This is a genomic window from Streptomyces rectiverticillatus, from assembly GCF_013394065.1.
GTDB lineage: Bacteria > Actinomycetota > Actinomycetes > Streptomycetales > Streptomycetaceae > Streptomyces > Streptomyces rectiverticillatus.
Genome location: NZ_CP040752.1, coordinates 678,582 through 699,158 on the forward strand (window position 1 = coordinate 678,582; position 20,577 = coordinate 699,158).

Here is a 20,577-nt window from a genome sequence, read left to right on the forward strand (position 1 = left end):
TTCGGCCGAAACCGTTTTCCTGTTGACAGTAGTGAGACCCCGGCAAGGGCCACACCCTTACGCACCCCTAGGACGTGTGCGCCCCGGGGCCGATCGCTCCCCTGCCCGGTGTGCCGGACACCTGCTCGTAGTCGAACTTCCGGCGCACGTAGGACAGGGAATCCAGCAGATCGCCGGAGGTGACGGTGCGGGACCCGCGCGTTTCCACCACGCCGGACAGCGGCAGCCTGCCGGTGTCCGCCCAGCGGAGCCGTCCTTTTCCGTCGATGTAACTCCTGCTGCGCCCCGCATTGTCGGGGTGCAGGCAATAGGGGATGTCGAGATATCCCCTGCGGAATGCCAGCAGCAGGGCCTCGCCGGGATCGGACGCCATATTGAGTACGGCGGCCACGAGGGCGGCGGCTTCGGCATACGTCTGTGAATCGGCGCCCGTACCGGCGGCGGTGACGGGCCGCCGGGTTCCGGCCGCGGTGGCCGCCGCGAATTCGAGCGCGCTGACGTTCTCCTCGACCGTCGGAATCCGTACGGATTCGGCGACGGTCTTCACGATCAGGCGTTCGGATCCGGTCGCGGCGGCGAGCTCCGCCGCCTCGCCCAGCAGCCGGCGGGCACCGTCCGGCGAGGCCGGGTAGAGGCCCATGTAGGCGTAGATGACGACGTGCCAGTCGGTGTCCGGCAGCAGTTCCGCGCACAGCCGGCGCAGCGCCGCGACGGCTTCGGCGTCCTGCGCCGGGCTCGTCTGCTGGGCGTAGCTGACGGAGATGCTGCGCAGGCCGTGCCGGTGGAAGAACAGGGCTTCCAGCACGCTGATCGCCACCAGCTGGCTCGGCGGGCAGAGCTGTCCGAGCATGCACCCGCCGAACGTCTCCAGGTGCGGCTCCAGGCCGGTCTCCCGCAGCCGGGCGAACAGCTCGCAGGAGCGCGACCAGTTGTCCACGGACTCCTGCAGCGGAATGCGCCCGTAGGGCAGGCAGTACGAGACGGGGCCGCCCTCGGAGGCGTCGAGTCCGACGGTCATCAGCGCCCGGAAGATGTCGACGGGGTCGGCCGAGCCGTGCCGGACCTGAACGGGGAAGTCCGGTCCGTGGGAGCCGTCCAGGACCCATCGCGTGGTGGCCGGGTCGTGGTTGACGATCGGGTAGCCGTTGAGCGACTCGCCCTCCAGGAGGGCGAGTCCGGCGGACTCCAGGTCCCGGACACGGGTGTAGCTGTCCAGGGTGATGGTGCCGACCGTCCGCCCGTTCGCCGCCCGGGTGGCCCGCAGGCCGGCGCGCATCCGCTCGGGTTCGCTCATGCCCATCCTGGGCTGCACGACGAGTTCGCCGCCGGCGCGTGCCCGGCGGACGAACGCGCCGAACCCGGTCACGCCAGTGCCCGCTGCGGGAGCGCGTCGAGCAGCCGCCGGAAGGAGGCGATCCCCTCGGCGCCGTCGTCGAAGACGGCGTCGTACCCGGCGGTGACCAGGGCGCCGAGCTGCTCGGCGCTCTGGGCCCCGGCGATCCCCAGCTTGCCGCCGATGACCGCCGGCACGGCGCTCAGGCCCGGCTGTCTGCGCAGCCGGCTGATCAGCCGCATCCCGTCCCGGTAGCCGTGGCCGTTGACGCTGCTCACCACGAGCAGCGCGGGCCGGCGGGCGAGGCATTCGGAGACGACGAGCTCCTCGGGCGCGCAGGGGCCGAGGTTGACGACGCCGAAGCCGAGCTCCTCCAGGAGCAGTTGCAGGAAGACCAGGTTCCAGGTGTGCGAGTCGGAGGTCACGCCCGTGACGACGACGGTGGCGTCCCGCCGGGCCGGGGCCCCGTTCCCGGCCGGTACCGCCCCCGCCCCCGTCGCGGCCGGGGTGCTCATCGCTCCCCCCGGCCGTACGCGTACGCGCGGGTGTGCTCGATCCGGGAGGCCGATACGACGTCGTCGCCGCGCACGACGATCTCGACCGGGGCCGGTCTGCCCAGGAACATCAGCAGGCTGGCGGTGGGGCCGTAGGCACCGGCGTTGGGGACGGCGACGACGTCCCCGGGCGCGAGCGCCGGCAGCGGGATGTCACGGCCGAGGACGTCCCCGGGGGTGCACAGCGGGCCGACGAGGCTGGCGACCTGTTCGGCCGGCGCCTGCGGCCCGTGGAGCTCCACGGACACCGGCAGGATCCGCCCGAGGCCGGACATGCCGCCGAAAGTGTTGATGCCGCCGTCCAGGATCGCGAAGCGCCGGCCGCGGCTCTCCTTGAGGTTGACCACCCCGGCGAGCAGCGTGCCGCTGTCGCCCACGAGGTAGCGCCCGGACTCGAAGGCGATGCGCGGGGCGCCCTCGCGCCACCCGGGGAAGTGCGCGTCCAGCGTCTGCGCCAGGGCGGCGCGCAGCTCGCCGTACACCGGCCGGTCGCCGGCCACGGCGTACGGGGCCGCGAAGCCGCCGCCGATGTCCACGAGCCGGAACCGCACGCCCAGCTCTTCCTGCAGCCCCGCGGCCACCCCGATGGTGTGGCGGAACTCGGCGATCAGGCTCGCCTCGTCCTTGGCGTTGCTGAGCGGGAAGAAGTGGGCGCCGGCGATCCGGGTCCCGGGCACGCCGGTGAGCTCGTCCCGGAGGCCGGGCAGCGTCTCGCTGTCGAAGCCGAACTGGGAGGGGACGCCGGTCATCCGGATGCTGGTCGAGGCGCTCGCCGAGGCGCTGTTGACCCGCAGCAGGCAGTCGGCGACGACGCCGAGCCGGCCGGCGGCCTCCCCGGTGCGCCGCAGGTCGCCGGGCGACTCGACGGAGAACAGCCGCACGCCCCGCTCCAGCGCCTCGGTCAGTTCGCCCTCGGTCTTGCCGGGCCCGGTGTAGAGGACGTCCGCCGCGCAGGCCCCCGCGGCGAGCACGGCGGCGAGCTCGCCGACGGAGCTGATCTCCGCCCGGCAGCCGCGCCCGGTGCCGGCGCACATCTCGCGGACGAGCTCCGGGTGCGGGTTCGCCTTCACGGCGTAGAAGAGGTGGGCCTCCTCGGGCAGGGCGGCGAAGAGGTCGCGCTTGGCCGCCGCGATGCGGTCGAGGTCGTAGACGTAGGCGGGGGTACCGAAGCGCTCGGCGAGCTCGGTGTAACCGGTCACCGGTCGTTCCCTTCAAACAGCAGTGCGAGCTGCTTGCGCTCGTGCTTTCCGTGCAGGGTCAGGGGCAGGTCCGCGACGACCTTGCAGAGGGCGGGGACCTTGGCGGGCTCCAGCCGGCGGGCCAGCTCGCGCAGGACGGTGTGCGAGGCCACGTCGCCCTCGACGCACACCGCGAGGTCGCGGTCCCCGCCGGGCGGCAGGACCGCGGCGGCGCGGACGCCGGGGATGTCCATCGTGGCGGCCTCGATCTCGGTGGTGCTCATGCGCACGCCCTTGCGCTTGAACACGTCGTCGCGGCGGCCCTCGTAGTAGAGGAAGCCGTCCTCGTCCACGTGCCCGTAGTCGCCGGTGTGCAGCCGCCGGGCACCGGTGACCGGGTTCTCCCGGAAGGTGCGGGCGGTGAGCTCCGGCGCGCGCCAGTACCCGGGCATCACGTGCGGGCCCTCGACCACGATCTCGCCCGTCCCGCCGGTGGGGAGCTCTGCTCCGTCCTCGCCGAGGATGAACACCCTCGTGCCCGGCAGGGGCCGGCCGACGGAATCGCGCTTGCTGTCCTCGAACGCCGGCGGCAGGACGGAGATGCGCTTGCACTCGGTCTGGCCGAACTGGCGTATCACCTCGGCGCCGGGGAACGCCGCGCGCAGGGCGTCGGCCGTCGGCCTCGGCAGCGCGGCCCCGGTGTTGGTGAACATCCGCACCCGGGAGGTCCCCTCCGGCGCGGGCTCGCGCTCGGCCAGGGTCAGGATCATGGTGGCGAGGGACGGCACGATGGGCACCACCGTCGCCCCCGACTCCCGGATCCGCTTGAGCAGCACCAGGTCCGACTCGCCGTCGGCGAGCACCAGCTCGGACCGGCCGAGGGCGGCCAGGAGGATCTTGTACAGCCCGTAGTCCCAGGAGATCGGGAAGCGGCAGAACACCACGTCGTCGGGGCGGTAGCCGAGTTCGAGGTGGATCGCGTGCGAGGCGAAGAGCATGGGCCCGTGCGGGCAGATGACCGCCTTCGGCGCGGCGGTGCTGCCGGAGGTGTACACCAGCGCCGCGATGTCCTCGGCGGACACCTCGACCGGGCCCGAGGCTCGCGCTCCCCGCTCGTGCAGGGCGGCGACTTCGCTCCAGAACTCCGCCGCACCGACGACCGGGACCGGGGAGAACTCCGCGATCCGCGCCGCGGCCGCGTCGGCCGCGATCACCAGGCGGGGCCCGGCGTTGGTGAGCACCGAGCGGAGGTGGAAGTCCTTCATCCCCGGGTTCAGCGACACGAACACCGCGCCGCGCCGTGAGGTCCCGTAGAACAGGGCGACCAGTTCGCGGGTGCTGGGCATCTGCACGAGCACCCGGTCGCCGGGGCCGATGCCCCGGGATTCCAGCCAGGCGTCGACCGCGTGGCTGTACGCGGTGAGCTCCCGGTACGTCCAGCGCCCGGCTCCGTCGCCGACCGCCGTGGCGTCGGGGGCGGTGTCCGCCGTGGCCTCGTCCAGCAGCGCGTGGACCAGCGCGGGCGGACGGGTATCCGATGTCGAATTACGGTTCACTGCGCCCCGTATGACCTTTCATGAGAGCCCTCCTGCACAGCCCGGGCGGCCGGCTCAGCCGGCTGCGGGCGCGGCCCGGAGGGCGAGCTTCTTGCGGTCGATCTTGCGGTTCGGGTTCAGCGGGAATTCCGCCAGGTGCACGTACTTCTTCGGGACGATCGCCAGGGGCAGCACGCTCCGCAGCTCGCGGGCCAGCTGCACCTGCGGCACGGCGGATCCGGTGTAGAAGACCACCAGTTCGCAGGTGTGGCCCGCCGCGACCGCCACGGTGACGGCGTCCTGCACGCCGGTGCAGGAGCGCACGGCGGCGTCCACCTCGGCCAGCTCCACGCGCACGCCGTGCACCTGGACCTGGGCGTCCTGCCGCCCCAGGTAGAGCAGTTCACCGCCGTCCGCCCGGCGGACGCGGTCGCCGGTGCGGTACCAGCGCCGGCCGTCCCGGTGGAAGAAACGGCCGGTGTCGTCGGAGGGGTCGAGGTAGCCGGGCGTCAGCTGGGGCCCGGCGATGCACAGTTCCCCTTCGTCCGTGCGCTCCGCGCCGTCCGGCCCCAGCAGCAGCACGCCGTGCCCGGCGTGCACCGCGCCGATCGGCACGACGCCGTGCAGCCCGCGCCCGGCGGACCACCGGTGGGCGGAGACCGTGATGGTCAGCTCGGTCGGCCCGTAGAGGTTCTCCAGGAACGCGCCCGGCGCCGCCGCCTGCCAGTCCTCGGCGTCCTGGCAGTTCAGCGCCTCCCCCGCGAAGAAACTCCACCGCAGGGACGGCATCGCCCCCGGCCGCAGGCCGCCCATGCGCCGGATCAGGGCGATGGCGCTGGGCGTGGAGAACCAGACGGTCAGCCCTTCCGCGGCGGCGAACGCCGGCATGTCCCGGAACGCCTGCGGCGGTGGAACGGTCAGGGTCGCACCGGCACCCCAGGCACAGAACAGGTCGAACATCCCGCAGTCGAAGTTGAGGTCGAAGTTCTGCGAGAAGACGTCACCGGGCCCGAAGTCGTAGCGCTCGTCGAGCAGGCCGAAGTAGTGCGCGGTGTTGGCGTGCGTGACCGGCACGCCCTTCGGCCTGCCGGTCGAGCCGGAGGTGAACAGGACGTACGCGACGTCCGACGCCCGCACCGGCTGCGGGGACATCAGCGCGGCGGCCGGGTCGTACGGCACGGCCGGCATCGGCTGCCCCCCGGGAGGGAACAGCACGGGCAGGTCGGTGCCGGCCTCCCGCAGCGCCGTGAGCGCGGGCAGCGCGTCATCGTCGGCGATCAGTGCGCCGACGCCGCTCGCCTCGATCATCTGCCGGGTGCGCAGCGCGGGGAAGGCGGGCTGCAGCGGGACCGTGGTGATCCCCGTGTACAGACCGGCGAGGACCGCCGGGTACGCGGAGAGGCCCTTGCCCGCCAGCACGCCGATCGCCCGCGGCCGCTCCGGCAGCCCGGACAGCAGCGAGCCCGCCAGCGCCAGCGCGCGCTCGTGCAGCTCCCGGTAGGTCAGCCCGGCTCCGCCGGCCCGGACCGCGGGGCGGTCCGGCGACAGGGCCAGGCCGCGCAGGAAGCGGCCGGGCAGAGCGGCGTCCATGGTGTCGTTCATGGTGGTGTCCTCCGGCCCCCGCTACACGGCGGCGGTGCCGGCCAGCATGCTCTCCACGGTCTTCCAGAGGATGCCGGGGTTCTCGAAGTTCTCCATGGCCAGCGCGCCGTCGAGGAACCGCACGTCATAGGTGCTCTCGAGGTTCCCGAGCAGCTCGACCACGCCCAGGGAGTCCAGCCCCAGGTCGCGCAGGGCGGTGCCGCTCTCCAGGGGCTCGTCCGGTGCCAGGAACGGCAGGAACTTGCGCAGAAGCTGTTCGAACTGGTCGTCCCACATGGTGGATCCCATCGTCGGAGGGTGCTCAGGCGGCGCCGGCACGGCGCCGTGGTGTCATCGCCAGCCGCGGATTGGCCTGGATGACCTCGAAGTTGTCCGTCGTGCGGCCGACGCGGCCGAAGAGGCTGTCCGGGCCCGCGACGCAGACCCGCTCGACACCGGCCTCCTTGAGGGCGGTCACGACCGCCGGCCAGTTCAGCGGGCGGGTGAAGCTGTCCAGCAGCATCGTGCGGATGCCGTCGGCCGAGTGCAGGAGCGTGCCGTCCTGGTCGGCGACGACCGGCAGCTGCGGGTCGGCGAAGTCCAAGGTGGCCAGCACCTCCCGCTCGGCCTTGGCGCGCAGTCCCGCGAAGGCGGCCGAGTGCATGGGCGGCCGCATCGTGTACAGCGACATCCCGCCGGCGGCGCGCAGCCGCTCCTGCAGCCAGGCCACCCGTCCCTCGGCCAGCGAGAGCATGAAGAAGTCGTCGTCGATGAAGCAGGAGATGTCGTGCCACGCACCCTGCTCGTCCAGGTCGGCGAGGATCTCGTCGAGCCGCTCGCGTGGCGTGCGCACGAAGGAGAGCGTGACGATGTCGCGGTGCTCGTGCCGGAAGTACTCGTCCATGCAGCGGGCGAGCCCGGCGGTCATCCGTATCGCCTCGGCCACCGGCAGCGCCCCGGAGTAGGCGATCGCCGCCTTCTCGCCGAAGCTCGGCCCCGCACAGAATCCGGGCTCGATCCCCAGGTTCTGCCGCGCCCATTCGGCGGAGGCGAGACAGTTCACAAGAAAGGCGACCTGGGCCGCCTCGGAATAGTCCCCGTCGGCCTCGCGGAACGCATCGACCAGGGAATAGCCGAGCACGTCGTCGGCGACGGCGACGAGTTCGCGGGCGAACGGGTTCACCACCATGAACCGGCCGACGTCGGAGAACGCGGACGGGCCCATGCCGGGAAAGACGACGGCGGTGCGGTGTGTCTCGGCGGCCATGAGTGCCACGTCCTCTCTACAGGCTCTTCAGGAATCCGGTCAGCACCTCGGTGAACCGTTCCGGCTCCTCCAGGTGCGGCACGTGACTCGAATGCTCGAAGACCTCCCAGCGCACGTCCGGAATACGGTCGTGGAACGGCTGCATCGTCACCGCCGTCGCCTCGTCGTAACGGCCGTTGATGAGCAGGGTCGGCGCCTGGATCGCATCCAGGCAGTCGATGACCGACCAGTCCTTCAGGGTGCCGATCACGTGGAATTCGCTCGGCCCGTTCATCGTGTAGTACACGGTCGGGTCGTTGTAGATCTCCATGAAGGAGGAGAGGAAGTCCCGCGGCCACGGCAGGGTCCGGCACACGTGCCGGTCGTAGAAGACGCGCATCGCGGTGAAGTACTCGTCCGAGTCGGTCGTGCCGGCCGCCTCGTGGCGCCGCAGCGTCTCGTCCACGCCCGGCGGGAGCTGTGAGCGCAGCACCTCCATCTCGCTGAGCCACAGGGGGTACGAGGCGGGCGAGTCGGCGATGACGAGGCCGCGCAGGCCGCAGGGGCGGGCCGAGGCGTGCCGGGCGGAGAGCAGCCCGCCCCACGACTGGCCGAACAGCACGTAGTCGCCGGCGATGCCGAGGCGGTCGAGCAGGTTGTCCAGCTCGGCGAGGAAGAGCTCGGGGGTCCAGAAGTCGGCTCCGCGGTCGGGCAGGTGCGTCGATCCGCCGTTGCCGAGCTGGTCGTAGTGGACGACCGGCCACCCTGCGTCGGCGAGGGCCGTGAGACCCAGCAGGTAGTCGTGCGTACTGCCCGGGCCGCCGTGCACGGCGACGACGGCCGGCCGGCCCGCACGGAGTTCACCGGTGATCCGGTACCAGGTCCGGTACTCCCCGAAAGGGACCGTTCCCTTTGCGCTGGGGTCCGAGGACACGGCAAGCACCTCACTCGACGTCGTGCAGGGGGTCGTGACCGACGCTAACCCGCTGCGGCGCCGCACCAGGACCCCTAACGGCCCCTAGCGGAGCAGGGGTTGCCGCCGGAGTGCGCCGGCGCCGTCGAACTGGGGCCGGTAGGGGGTGCTTCCGCGCACCGGGGGTGTTTAGCGTGCGAACGGCGGCAGCCCGTTCCCAGGTGCCCGCCCGTACGACGTACCGAGTGCGAGAGGGCATCATGAACCCATCTGCCGAGCAGCATCCCGCGTTCCCCATGGCCCGCCGGTGCCCCTTCGGCCCGCCGGAGGAGTACGCGAAGCTCCGCGCGACGGAACCGGTCTCCCGGGCCACCCTCAAGGTCAACGGCAAGCCCGCCTGGCTGATCACCAAGCACGAGCACGTCAAGCAGGTGCTCGGCGACTCCCGGGTGAGCGCCAACCTGAAGCTGCCGGGCTATCCGCTGCAGGTCCCCGTGCCGGAGGAGATGCTGCAGTCCGTCCCGCTGACGTTCCTGTCGATGGACCCGCCGGACCACACCGTCCAGCGCCGCATGCTGGCACCCGAGTTCAGCGTCCGCCGGATGCGGGAGCTGCGGCCCCGGGTCCAGCAGATCGTGGACGAGCGCATCGACGCGATGCTCGCCGCCGGCGGCCCGGTGGACCTGGTGACCGCACTCGCGCTGCCCGTGCCCTCCCTCGTGATCTGCGAGCTGCTCGGCGTCCCCTACGAGGACCACGCCCGGTTCGAGATCTGGGCCGGGCAGATCATGAACCGCGACATCACCGAGGAGGAGCGCGGGAGGGCCCACTACGAGCTCGACCGGTACGTCGACGGCCTGGTCACCGCCAAGGAGGGCGAGCCGGGCGACGACATGATCAGCCGGCTGATCGGGAAGAACCGCGCGGAACCGGCGGTCGAGCACGCGGACATCGTCAGCATGGCCCGGCTGATGCTCGTCACGGGACACGAGACGACCGCCAACATGATCGCCCTCGGCACCCTGGCCCTGCTGGAGCACCCCGAGCAGCTCGCCGCGGTCAAGGCGGACTCCGCACTGCTGCCCCGGGCCGTCGAGGAACTCCTGCGCTACTTCAGCATCTCCGACTCCGGCACCGCGCGCGTGGCCCTGGAGGACATCGAGATCGGCGGCACCGTCATCCGCGCCGGCGAGGGCATCCTGCCGCTCAACAACGCGGCCAACCACGACGAGGCCGTCTTCGCCGACCCCGGCATGCTCGACGTCCACCGCGAGGAGGCCCGCAGCCACCTCGCCTTCGGCTACGGCGTCCACCAGTGCATCGGGCAGAACCTCGCGCGCCTCGAACTCGACGTCGTCTACGGCACGCTCTTCCGGCGCATCCCCGGCCTGCGCCTCGCCGCCTCCCCGGAGGACCTGCAGTTCAAGGACGACGCCGTCGTGTTCGGCGTCTACGAGCTGCCGGTCACCTGGTAACCATCCGCACGACGTAACGAGTTCGAGAGGGCACCATGACGCACTCCGCCGACCGGGCGCGCCACCCGGCGTTCCCGATGAAGCGCACCTGTCCCTTCAGCCCGCCGGAGGAGTACGCGAAGCTCCGCGCGACGGAGCCGGTCTCCCGGGCCACCCTCAAGGTCAACGGCAAGCCGGCCTGGCTGGTCACCACCTACGAGCACGTCAAGCAGGTGCTCGGCGACTCCCGGGTGAGCTCGAACCTCAAGCTGCCCGGCTATCCGCACCAGTTCCACATCCCCGAGGAGATGCTCCGGTCGGTGCGGCTGATGCTGCTGTCGATGGACCCCCCGGACCACACCGCCCAGCGCCGCATGCTGATCCCCGAGTTCACCGCGCGGCGGATCAAGGCCATGCGCCCGCGGATCCAGGAGATCGTGGACGAGCGCATCGACGCGATGCTCGCCGCGGGCGGGCCGGTGGACCTGGTGACCGCGCTCGCGCTGTCCGTTCCCTCCCTCGTGATCTGCGAGCTGCTCGGCGTCCCCTACGAGGACCACGCGCAGTTCGAGGAGTGGTCGGCGCTGATGATGAACCACGACGCCGCCCCGGAGGAGTACGGAGCGGCGGTCCAGGCGCTGGACGGCTACCTGGACGCGCTGGTCGCCGGCAAGGAGGAGCAGCCGGGCGACGACCTGATCAGCCGGTTCATCGAGAAGAACCGGGTGGAGCGGGTCGCCGACCACACCGACGTCGTGACGATGGCGCGGCTGATGCTCGTCGGCGGCCACGAGACCACCGCCAACATGATCGCCCTCGGTGTGCTGGCGCTGCTGGAGCACCCCGGGCAGCTGGACGCGGTCAAGGACGACCCGGCCCTGCTGCCCCGCGCCGTCGAGGAACTCCTGCGCTTCTTCAGCATCTCGGACTCGGGTGCCGCGCGCGTGGCCCTGGAGGACATCGAGGTCGGCGGCACCGTCATCCGCGCCGGCGAGGGCATCCTCCCCCTCAACAACTCCGCGGACCACGACGAGTCCGTCTTCCCCGACCCGGACGTTTTGAACGTCCACCGCGAGGAGGCCCGCAGCCACCTCGCCTTCGGCTACGGCATCCACCAGTGCATCGGCGCGAACCTCGCCCGCGTGGAGCTGGAGGTCGTCTACGGCACCCTCTTCCGGCGCATCCCCGGCCTGCGCCTGGCCGCGCCCCTGGAAGAGCTCAGGTTCAAGGACGACGCCATGGTCTACGGCGTCTACGAACTGCCCGTCACCTGGTGACCGGCTCCGGAGAGAGGTTCCCCGCCATGCGTGTCAGCGTGGAGACCCCGCGGTGCGTGGGGTCCGGACAGTGCGTGATGCTCACCCCGGACGTCTTCGACCAGGACGACGACGGGATCGTCGTCCTGCTCCAGGAGGCGCCGCCGGAGGAGGTGCACGAGGACGTCCGCCAGGCGGCCATGACGTGCCCGACCCAGGTCATCAGCGTCGGCGAATAGCAAGGCGAATAGCATGGGGCGTATGCATGCGCGTCTGATCGAGTTCCCGGAGCAAGGCCTTCCAGGCACCCTCGTCCGCTACACGGAGGGCGGGGGCGAGCCCGTGGAGGTGGAGGCGCGCGGCCCGGTGGCCCTGTCCTCCGGCTCCCGGCTCGTCTACGTGATCGACGCGGCCGATGCCGAGGCGGCCGACAAGGACGCCCTCGCGGACGGCCTCGCCGGGCTGCCGTCCGACGCATTCGTCGTCGCCGACCTGAGCGGCGCGACGGACGGCATGCTCCGGGCCGTCGCGGGGCAGCGGGCGGTCAAGACGCTCGTGCTGTCGGGCGACTTCACCGACGAGGGCGTCGCGGCGCTGGGGACCATGCCGGAGCTGACCGACCTGGTGCTGGAGTCGCCCCGGTTCACCGGGGCGGGGCTGGCCGCGCTCGCCGGGTCGGAGACGGCCGGCTCCCTCGACACCCTCGTCCTCAGCGGCACCACGGCGTTCGAGCCCCGGTCGCTGGCCGCCCTGGCGCAGGCGCCGCACCTGGCGTCCCTCGCCTTCGAGGGCGTCCGCGTCGACCACGCCCTCGCCGACGCCCTGGTCGCGCTCACGCCGCACCTCGCCGAGGTGTCGGTGGCCGAGCGCCCCGGTCACGACCTCGCCCTCGACGTACTGGAGCGGCTGCTGGCCGCCGGGCTCAGCGTCAACGGCATCTCCGCGCCGCCGGAGAACGCCGTCCTCTTCGCCCGCGCCGCCGCCGAGGCCGCGGACACCGGCGCCTTCGAGGACGAGGACCAGGACCAGGACCAGGACCAGGAGGACGCCGAGGACTTCGAGGACGAGGAGCCGCAGGAGCGCGGCGTGCTGCGCGAGGTCACCGACGAGGCCGAGCTGGACCGGCTGCTCGCCGGGCCCGTGCCCGTCCTGGTCGACCTCACCGCCCCGTGGTGCGGCCCGTGCGCCCTGCTCACCCCCGTCCTGGAGGACGTGGTCGAGTCCTGCGGGGACGCCCTGACCGGAGTGAAGATCGATGTGGACCGGGCCGGCTGGGCGCAGGAGCGGTTCGGCGCCATGGGCGTGCCCACCGTGATCCTGCTGCGCGAGGGCAAGGAAAGCTTCCGCTTCAGCGGTGTCGTGTCCGGGCCCCGGCTCACCGGCTGGCTGGCCGCAGTGGGAGTCACCGCCGGCTGAGCAGGCTAGGCGCAGGCCGGTGCGGTTCAGCCGCGCCCGAAGGGGCCGCGGGGAACTGCGCGACCGGCCACGGTGCCTCCCGCGGTCTGGGCGCAGGCCCCGAGGCGCTGTAGCGTCCGTCCATGCCTGCCCGATCCGGTGTCGTCGCGCCGCCGGGGTGGAGCCGCTGGCTGGTCCCGCCCGCTGCGCTGTCCATCCACCTGGCCATCGGCCAGGCCTACGCCTGGAGCGTGTTCAAACCGCCGCTGGAGTCCTCGCTGGGCCTGTCCGGCACGGCCTCGGCGCTGCCCTTTCAGGTGGCGATCGTGATGCTCGGCCTGTCGGCCGCCTTCGGCGGCACGCTCGTGGAGCGCAACGGCCCGCGCTGGGCGATGTCCGTGTCCGCCGTGTGCTTCGCGTCCGGCTTCCTGGTGGCCGCCCTGGGGGCGGCCACGCGCCAGTACTGGCTCGTCGTGGCGGGCTACGGCCTCATCGGCGGGACCGGGCTGGGCATCGGCTACATCTCGCCGGTCTCCACGCTCATCAAGTGGTTCCCGGATCGCCCGGGCATGGCCACCGGCATCGCCATCATGGGCTTCGGCGGCGGCGCCCTCATCGCCTCGCCGTGGTCGGCCGCGCTGCTGTCGCACTTCGGCACGGACTCCTCCGGCATCGCGCGGACGTTCCTGGTGATGGGGGTGGCCTACGCCGTGTTCATGACGCCCGGCGTGCTGCTCGTACGGGTCCCGCCCGATGCGCGGCGGCCGCGGGGAGGAGCGGCGGAGCGCACTCCGTCCCGGGAGCTCGTCACGAGCGCTCAGGTGTCGGCCCGCAACGCCTTGCGCACGCCGCAGTTCTGGTGCCTGTGGGTCGTTCTCTGCGCCAATGTCACGGCGGGCATCGGCATTCTGGAAAAGGCCTCCCCGATGATCACGGACTTCTTCGCGGACTCCTCCTCCCCCGTGGGTGCGGCCGCCGCCGCGGGATTCGTCGGCGTGCTCTCGCTGGCCAATATGCTCGGCCGGATCGTCTGGTCCTCCGTCTCCGACCTCACCGGCCGCAAGAACGTCTACCGGCTCTATCTCGGCGCGGGCGCGCTCATGTATCTCGTCATCGCGCTCGCCGGCAGTTCTTCCAAGCCGTTGTTCATCGCCTGTGCCGGTGTGGTGCTGTCCTTCTACGGCGGCGGGTTCGCGACCGTGCCCGCGTACCTCAGGGACCTCTTCGGGACCTACCAGGTCGCTGCGATCCACGGCCGGCTGCTGACGGCGTGGTCCACGGCCGGGATCCTCGGGCCGCTCATCGTCAACTCCGTCGCCGACGCCGGGAAGTCCGCGGGCCGGACGGGGCCCGGCCTCTACACCACGTCCTTCGTCGTCATGATCGGGCTGCTGGCCGTGGGCTTCGCGGCCAACGAGCTCGTCCGGCCCGTGCACCCGCGCCACCACGAGCCGGCCGGCGGCGGGGGCCGGCCGCCGACGGCGGCCGTACCGGAGGAGGGGGCGGGGCTGTGACACGCGTGCGCAAGGCGGTGCTCGTGCTGAGCTGGCTGTGGGTGGGGGCGCCCTTCGCCTACGGAGTGTACGAACTCGCCTCAAGGCTTCGGCAATTGTTCACCGGGTGAGCCGCCCGGAAAGCAGGAAATCCCCCGGCCGTATTGACGGACGGGGGATTTCTCTGCGTATATTGAGTGTTTCCCTGCCTTGCGGAAACCAGGGCAGGGGGAAGCCTTATGAAGTCATCGTATCCCGGCGGGAGCTGAATTGTCAATCGCGGACATGCGCAACGAGCAAGAATTCATCGATCTGCTCCACGAACGCCTGGCCGAGCTGCGCGCCGGAGCCGAGACGGCGGTGGCGCAGGCCCTGGCGCAGGGCGGCAGCACCTTCCAGGCCCGGCTGGAGCGCGATGTCATGGTGGCCGAGCAGTCCGGGCTCCTCTCCGCCTTCAACGCCGGCGAGCGGGGCCTGTGCTTCGGCCGGCTCGCCTTCCGGGACGGCCGCGACCACCACATCGGCCGCATCGGCATCCGGCGTGACGACGCCGAGCGCACCCCGCTCGTCATCGACTGGCGCGCCGAGGTCGCCCGCCCGTTCTACCTCGCCACCGGGCACACCCCCATGGGGCTGCGCCGCCGGCGGCACATCACCACCGAGGGCCGCCGCGTCACCGCCCTGCACGACGAGATCCTCGACCTCACCGACCCCGAGCGCACCGGGCACGAGGGCTCCGACGCCGACGCCGTGCTGCTCTCCGCCCTCGACGCGGCGCGCACCGGCCGGATGCACGACATCGTGCAGACCATCCAGGCCGAGCAGGACCGCATCATCCGCGCCCCGCACCGCGGCGTCCTCGTCGTCGAGGGCGGGCCCGGCACCGGCAAGACGGTCGTCGCCCTGCACCGCGCCGCCTACCTGCTGTACGCCCACCGCGAGCAGCTGGCCCGGCGCGCCGTGCTCATCGTCGGCCCCAACCCCGCGTTCCTCGGCTACATCGGGGAGGTGCTGCCCTCGCTCGGCGAGACGGGCGTGCTGCTCGCCACCCCCGGCGAGCTCTTCCCCGGCGTGACCGCGACCGGGACCGACACGCCGCGGGCCGCCGAGGTCAAGGGCGGCGCGGCGATGGCCGGCGCCCTGGCCGCCTACGTCCGCGACCGGCAGACCCTCCCCGACCCCGTGATCGTCATCAACCACGAGGACGGCGAGCTGCTCCTGGACGCGGACATCGCCTCCGACGCGCGGCACCACGCGCGCGCCACGAACCTGCCGCACAACCTCGCCCGCCCGTACTTCGCCTTCCACGTCATCGACGCTCTCACCCGGCAGCTCGCCGACCGCATAGGCGCGGACCCCTTCGGCGGGCCGAACTTCCTGGGCCCCGACGACATCGCCCAGCTCGGGAAGGCGATCGCCGCCGACAGCGCCGTGCACGCGGCCGTCGAGGAGCTGTGGCCCGCCCTCACGCCCCGGCAGCTGATCGCGGACTACCTCGCCGACCCCGTGCACCTCCCCGAGGCCGACGCCGCGGCCGTCCGGCGCGAGGGCGGCGCCTGGACCCCCGCCGACGTCCCGCTGCTGGACGAGGCCGCCGAGCTGCTCGGCGAGGACGACTCGGCCGCCCGCGCCGCCGCCGAGGCCGAGCGGCAGCGGCAGGTCGCCTACGCCCAGGGCGTGCTCGACATGTCCTACGGCTCCCGCACCCAGGAGTTCGAGGACCGGGAGGACGAGGATTCCGAGGTGCTGGCCGCGCACGACCTCGTCGACGCGGAGCGGCTCGCCGAGCGGCACGAGGAGGAGGACCACCGCAGCGCCGCCGAGCGCGCCGCCGCCGACCGCACGTGGGCCTTCGGCCACATCATCGTGGACGAGGCGCAGGAGCTGTCCCCGATGGCCTGGCGGCTGCTGATGCGGCGGTGCCCCACCCGCTCGATGACCCTGGTCGGCGACCCCGCGCAGACGTCCGAGCCGGGCGGCTGCGGCGCATGGCGGACGGTCCTCGAACCGTACGTCGGGGACCGCTGGGAGCACGTGCGGCTCGGCGTCAACTACCGGACGCCGGCCGAGGTCATGGAGGTCGCGGCGAGCGTACTGCGCTCGGCCGACCCGTCCTTCGAACCCCCGCGCTCGATCCGCTCCACGGACGTACGCCCCTGGGCGCTGCACACCGGCGACCTGCCGCGCGCGGTCGCCGAGGCCGTCGCCGAGGAACTCCCGCAGGAGGGCCGCCTTGCCGTCATCGCACCGCGCCCGCACCACGCGGCACTCTCCGCGGCCCTCCCGGACGCCGCCCACGGACCGTCACCGGACCTGACGCGCCCGGTCGTCCTGCTGGACCCGCGGCAGGCGAAGGGCCTGGAGTTCGACGCGGTCATCGTGACGGAACCGGCGGAATTCGGCCTGAGCGACCTGTACGTGGCCCTGACCCGAGCAACACAACGCCTCGGAATCATCCACACCACCCCCCTCCCGGAGGGCCTGGAAGCCGCGTTGCCCGCCCACTGACGCGCGGGGGCAGCTCGCCGGCGCGGCGGGCCCAGGTTCCGGGGCGCCGACGCAGTCAAGGAGCCCCGCACCCGAATCCCCGCCGCAATGGCGATCAACCCTACGCAGCGACCGGCGGTGCCGAACCGGGAACGGCCCATGGCCGAGGGCAGCCCGGTCCGCCGTAGGAAACCAAGGTGCCGCGTATCCGACCTCCGCCGCGTAGCGGCGATCCTGGTGCCGCGGCACCAAGGCGAACAAGGCGCTGCGCGCCGGTCGTCAGGCGCCCTCCGCCGGGGCCTCGTTCCACGCGCCCGTGACCGCCGCGACGACCACCGAGCCGATGACGATCAGACGGTGGGTCAGCGCGTCGAGCTGCTGCCGCTGGGCGGGCGGGAGGTGCCACTCCTCCCACCAGCTGACCTGCTCCTGCGTGCGCGGCGCGGGCGACTCCGACGCCCACGCCTCGCGCAGGTGGGTGGCGAGCGGCGCCACGGCGCGGGCGTGCTCGGCGTAGGCGGAGATCAGCGCCGTCATATGACTGGTCGGCAGGTGGGCGTACCACTGGTCGCGGACGTTCTCGGCGAGAGCCGCGACGTCCTCGAGCCACAGCACGTGCTGGGTGATCCACCCCTGCGGGTCGGTGCTGCGGGGCATGTCCGGCAGCAGGCGCGGCTCGACCGCGTCGCGGTGGGCGAGGAACGTCCGGCCGAGGGCCAGCTCTTCGTCGTGGGGGATCCAGGCGCGCTCGCCCAGGGCGACCGCGGCGGCATCGACAGCATCAACGGGATGGGTCATTTGATCACTTTACGGGTCTGAACGGAGCACTCCGCACGCGCCCGCCCGGGCGTACACGGCCTTCGGGTGGACGGGAGCGGCTGCTGGGCGACGGGCGCAAGCGAGTGTATGCGCCGGGCGCGCGCCGGTCCGACGGGGCATCATGGCCCCATGACGAGCCTCGGCCTGCCCGAGTCCATCCGCGCCTGTCTGTTCGACCTGGACGGGGTGCTCACCCGGACGGCGACCGTGCACGCGGCCGCCTGGAAGGAGATGTTCGACGCGTTCCTCAGGGCGCGGGACGGGGCGGGCTTCCGCCCGTTCGACGCGGTGGAGGACTACGACCGGTACGTGGACGGCATGCCGCGGGCCGACGGCGTGCGTTCGTTCCTCGCGTCACGGGGTATCCGCCTGCCCGAAGGAGATCCGGACGACCCGCCGGAGCGGGACACCGTCCAGGGCCTCGGGACCAGGAAGAACGCGATCGTCCTCGAGAAGATCAAGGAGATGGGCGTGGAGGCCTTCGAGGGCTCGGTGCGCTACGTGCACGCCGCCCGCGCCGCCGGCCTGCGGCGGGCCGTCGTCTCCTCCAGCGCCAACTGCCACGACGTGCTCGTGGCGGCGGGCATCGACGACCTGTTCGAGGTACGGATCGACGGCGTGGTCGCCGCCGAGCGGAAGCTGCCCGGCAAGCCGCACCCGGACACGTTCCTGGAGGCGGCGCGGGAGCTCGGCGTGCCCCCGGCCCAGGCGGCCGTCTACGAGGACGCGCTGGCGGGCATGGAGGCGGGCCGGGCGGGCGGCTTCGGCTACGTCGTCGGCGTCGACCGCGCCGGCCAGGCCGAGGCCCTGCGCAGCCACGGCGCGGACGTGGTCGTCCAGGACCTGGAGCAACTGCTGGGAGAGGCGGGCGAGCACACGTGATCACCCATCCGGCCTATGCCGTCGAGCCGTGGTGCCTGCGCGAGACCGAGCTGAACCTGGAGGTGCTGCCGCAGAGCGAGTCCGTCTTCGCCCTGGCCAACGGCCACATCGGCTGGCGCGGCAATCTGGACGAGGGCGAGCCGCACGGCCTGCCGGGCTCGTACCTGAACGGGGTGTACGAGCTGCGCCCGCTGCCGTACGCGGAGGCCGGGTACGGCTATCCGGAGTCGGGGCAGACGGTCATCGACGTCACCAACGGCAAGGTGGTCCGGCTGCTCGTCGACGACGAGCCCTTCGACCTGCGCTACGGCCGGCTCCTGCACCACGAGCGGGTGCTGGACTTCCGCACGGGCCTGCTGAACCGCACCGTGGAGTGGACGTCGCCCTCCGGCCGGACGGTGCGGGTGCGCTCGACGCGGCTGGTGTCCTTCACCCAGCGGGCGGTCGCGGCCGTCGCCTACGAGGTCGAGCCGCTCGACGGCGAGGCGCGGATCGTCCTGCAGTCGGAGCTGGTGGCCAACGAGCAGCTGCCCCGCGCCGGCGGGGACCCCCGGGTGGCGGCGGTGCTGGAGTCGCCGCTCGTCCCGGAGGAGCACTCGGCCGAGGAGGGCGTGCTGCGCCTGGTGCACCGGACCCAGCGCAGCGGGCTGCGGGTCGCGACGGCCGCCGTCCACGCCCTGGACGGCCCCGAGGAGACGAGGACGTACTCCAAGAGCAGCGCGGACCTCAGCCGGTACACCGTCACCACGGTGCTGCGGCCGGGGCAGCGGCTGCGGCTGGAGAAGACCGTCGCCTACGGCTGGTCGAGCACCCGCTCGCTGCCGGCGATGCGCGACCAGGTGGACGCGGCCCTGGCGGGCGCCACGAGCACCGGATGGCGGGGGCTGTGCGCCGAGCAGAAGCAGTACCTGCAGGAGTTCTGGGAGCGGGCGGACGTCGAGGTCGACGGCGACGCCGAGATCCAGCAGGCCGTGCGGTTCGCGCTGTTCCACGTGCTGCAGGCGGGGGCGCGCGCGGAGTGCCGGGCCATCGCCGCAAAGGGGCTGACGGGCCCGGGCTACGACGGCCACAGCTTCTGGGACACCGAGACCTTCGTCCTGCCGGTGCTCACGTGCACCGCGCCCCTGGCGGCGGCGCAGCCGCTGCGGTGGCGCCACGCCACCCTGCCCGCCGCGCTCAACCGCGCCCGGCAGCTGGGGCTGAACGGCGCGGCGTTCCCCTGGCGGACCCTCAACGGCGACGAGTGCTCGGCCTACTGGCCGGCGGGCACGGCGGCGTTCCACGTCAACGCCGACATCGCGGACGCCGTGATGCGCTACCAGCTGGCCACGGGCGACACCACCTTCGAGCGGGAGGTCGGCCTGGAGCTGCTGGTCCACACGGCACGGCTGTGGCGCTCCCTGGGCCACCACGACCACCAGGGGCAGTTCCACATCGACGGCGTGACGGGCCCGGACGAGTACAGCGCCGTCGCCGACGACAACGTCTACACGAACCTGATGGCGCAGCAGAACCTGCGGGCCGCGGCGGATGCGGCCGAGCGCCACCCGGACCTCGCCACGGGCTTCGGGGTGGACGACGAGGAGACGGCGGCGTGGCGGGACGCGGCGGCGCGGATGAACCTGCCGTACAACGAGGTGCTCGGCGTCCACGAGCAGTCCAACGGCTTCACGGGCCACCAGCAGTGGGACTTCGCCGGGACCGCTGCCGACCAGTATCCGCTGATGCTGCACTTCCCCTACTTCGACATCTACCGCAAGCAGGTGATCAAGCAGGCGGACCTGGTCATGGCCATGTACCTGCGCGGGGACGCCTTCACCGACGAGCAGAAGGCCAGGAACTTCGCCTACTACGAGCCTCTGACGGTGCGCGACTCCTCGCTGTCCGCGTGCGTCCAGGCCGTCATGGCGGCCGAGGTGGGGCAGCTGCGGCTGGCGTACGACTACCTCGGCGAGGCCGCGATGATGGACCTGTCCGACCTGGAGAGCAACACGCGCGACGGCCTGCACATCGCCTCGCTCGCGGGCACGTGGATCGCCCTGGTCGCGGGCTTCGGCGGGCTGCGCCACTGCGACGGCTCGGTCGGCTTCGCCCCGAGGCTCCCCGAGCAGCTGGGCCGGCTGGCGTTCACGGTGCAGGTGCTGCAGCGCCGGCTGCGCGTCGAGATCACCGGGCGGACCGCGACGTACGAGCTGGTGGACGGCGACACCCTGGAGGTCGAGCACTACGGGGAGCCGATGACGCTCAAGCAGGGCACGGTCGTGAGCCGGAAGGTGCCGCACGTCCCGGACACGCCCGCACCGGCGCAGCCCGCGGGACGGCAGCCGGCGCACCGCGGCTGGGCGGCGGGGCGGCAGGAGAGCGGGGCGGCGGAGGTGTGAGTGCCCGGAGTGCCCGGCTCCGGAGTGCCCGGCTCGAATGCCCCACTACCGGCCCCGGCCCCGCGTTCGG

At 72.5% G+C, this 20,577-nt stretch carries 18 protein-coding genes; 9 read left to right on the forward strand and 9 right to left on the reverse strand.

The window, feature by feature from the left end; translation table 11 throughout:
• Positions 1-67: 67 nt before the first annotated feature.
• From FGW37_RS02585 to FGW37_RS02615, 8 genes are read right to left on the reverse strand one after another with little or no spacing between them, the layout of a single operon-like run.
• Positions 68-1,366, reverse strand: a complete 1,299-nt coding sequence (locus tag FGW37_RS02585) for a methylaspartate mutase (RefSeq protein ID WP_246430227.1) — start codon at positions 1,364-1,366, stop codon at positions 68-70.
• Entirely contained in the window at positions 1,363-1,848 is a 486-nt protein-coding gene (locus FGW37_RS33115; protein WP_246430228.1) for a cobalamin B12-binding domain-containing protein, read from the reverse strand. The genes FGW37_RS02585 and FGW37_RS33115 overlap by 4 nt, the downstream gene beginning before the upstream one ends.
• Positions 1,845-3,086: a type III PLP-dependent enzyme domain-containing protein gene (locus FGW37_RS02590; protein ID WP_179079555.1), complete on the reverse strand. Its 1,242-nt coding sequence runs from the start codon at positions 3,084-3,086 to the stop codon at positions 1,845-1,847. The genes FGW37_RS33115 and FGW37_RS02590 overlap by 4 nt, the downstream gene beginning before the upstream one ends.
• The gene (locus tag FGW37_RS02595; protein WP_246430229.1) at positions 3,083-4,621 is read right to left on the reverse strand and encodes an AMP-binding protein; all 1,539 of its coding nucleotides are present in this window, start codon (positions 4,619-4,621) and stop codon (positions 3,083-3,085) included. Before FGW37_RS02595 ends, FGW37_RS02590 begins: the two co-directional genes overlap by 4 nt.
• A gap of 54 nt (positions 4,622-4,675) precedes the next feature.
• Entirely contained in the window at positions 4,676-6,202 is a 1,527-nt protein-coding gene (locus tag FGW37_RS02600; RefSeq protein ID WP_246430230.1) for an AMP-binding protein, read from the reverse strand.
• Positions 6,203-6,223: 21 nt separating this feature from the next.
• Positions 6,224-6,478 carry an acyl carrier protein gene (locus FGW37_RS02605; protein ID WP_179084466.1) on the reverse strand — a complete coding sequence of 85 codons (255 nt, stop codon included), beginning with the start codon at positions 6,476-6,478 and terminating at the stop codon, positions 6,224-6,226.
• 25 nt (positions 6,479-6,503) lie between these two features.
• Entirely contained in the window at positions 6,504-7,448 is a 945-nt protein-coding gene (locus FGW37_RS02610; RefSeq protein WP_179079556.1) for an ACP S-malonyltransferase, read from the reverse strand.
• Between the two features lie 16 nt (positions 7,449-7,464).
• Positions 7,465-8,361, reverse strand: coding sequence for a proline iminopeptidase-family hydrolase (locus tag FGW37_RS02615; RefSeq protein ID WP_179079557.1), 897 nt, complete (start codon positions 8,359-8,361; stop codon positions 7,465-7,467).
• Positions 8,362-8,600: 239 nt separating this feature from the next.
• On the opposite strand from FGW37_RS02615, the gene FGW37_RS02620 reads away from it, so the two are divergent.
• The 7 genes from FGW37_RS02620 to FGW37_RS02645 all read left to right on the forward strand — a co-directional run bounded on the left by FGW37_RS02620 (position 8,601) and on the right by FGW37_RS02645 (position 16,446).
• Entirely contained in the window at positions 8,601-9,815 is a 1,215-nt protein-coding gene (locus FGW37_RS02620; RefSeq protein ID WP_179079558.1) for a cytochrome P450, read from the forward strand.
• A 35-nt stretch (positions 9,816-9,850) separates the two neighbouring features.
• Entirely contained in the window at positions 9,851-11,071 is a 1,221-nt protein-coding gene (locus tag FGW37_RS02625; protein ID WP_179079559.1) for a cytochrome P450, read from the forward strand.
• Between the two features lie 26 nt (positions 11,072-11,097).
• Complete coding sequence (locus FGW37_RS02630; RefSeq protein WP_179079560.1) at positions 11,098-11,289, forward strand: ferredoxin; 192 nt, start codon at positions 11,098-11,100, stop codon at positions 11,287-11,289.
• A 22-nt stretch (positions 11,290-11,311) separates the two neighbouring features.
• Positions 11,312-12,466 carry a thioredoxin family protein gene (locus FGW37_RS02635; RefSeq protein ID WP_179079561.1) on the forward strand — a complete coding sequence of 385 codons (1,155 nt, stop codon included), beginning with the start codon at positions 11,312-11,314 and terminating at the stop codon, positions 12,464-12,466.
• 122 nt (positions 12,467-12,588) lie between these two features.
• On the forward strand, positions 12,589-13,959 hold the full coding sequence (locus FGW37_RS02640) for an L-lactate MFS transporter (protein ID WP_179079562.1): 1,371 nt from the start codon (positions 12,589-12,591) through the stop codon (positions 13,957-13,959).
• A 23-nt stretch (positions 13,960-13,982) separates the two neighbouring features.
• Positions 13,983-14,069 carry an MFS transporter small subunit gene (locus FGW37_RS34055; RefSeq protein ID WP_425506630.1) on the forward strand — a complete coding sequence of 29 codons (87 nt, stop codon included), beginning with the start codon at positions 13,983-13,985 and terminating at the stop codon, positions 14,067-14,069.
• A 154-nt stretch (positions 14,070-14,223) separates the two neighbouring features.
• A complete protein-coding gene (locus FGW37_RS02645) occupies positions 14,224-16,446 on the forward strand; it encodes a HelD family protein (RefSeq protein WP_179079563.1) in 2,223 nt (740 codons plus the stop codon).
• A 258-nt stretch (positions 16,447-16,704) separates the two neighbouring features.
• Here FGW37_RS02645 and FGW37_RS02650 read toward each other — a convergent pair whose 3' ends face one another.
• Positions 16,705-17,223 (reverse strand): hypothetical protein, encoded by a 519-nt coding sequence (locus tag FGW37_RS02650; RefSeq protein WP_179079564.1) that lies wholly within the window; start codon positions 17,221-17,223, stop codon positions 16,705-16,707.
• A gap of 150 nt (positions 17,224-17,373) precedes the next feature.
• Here FGW37_RS02650 and FGW37_RS02655 point away from each other — a divergent pair, with 150 nt between their 5' ends.
• On the forward strand, positions 17,374-18,126 hold the full coding sequence (locus FGW37_RS02655; RefSeq protein ID WP_179079565.1) for an HAD family hydrolase: 753 nt from the start codon (positions 17,374-17,376) through the stop codon (positions 18,124-18,126).
• Positions 18,123-20,507, forward strand: a complete 2,385-nt coding sequence (locus FGW37_RS02660) for a glycoside hydrolase family 65 protein (protein ID WP_179079566.1) — start codon at positions 18,123-18,125, stop codon at positions 20,505-20,507. The genes FGW37_RS02655 and FGW37_RS02660 overlap by 4 nt, the downstream gene beginning before the upstream one ends.
• Positions 20,508-20,577 lie beyond the last annotated feature (70 nt).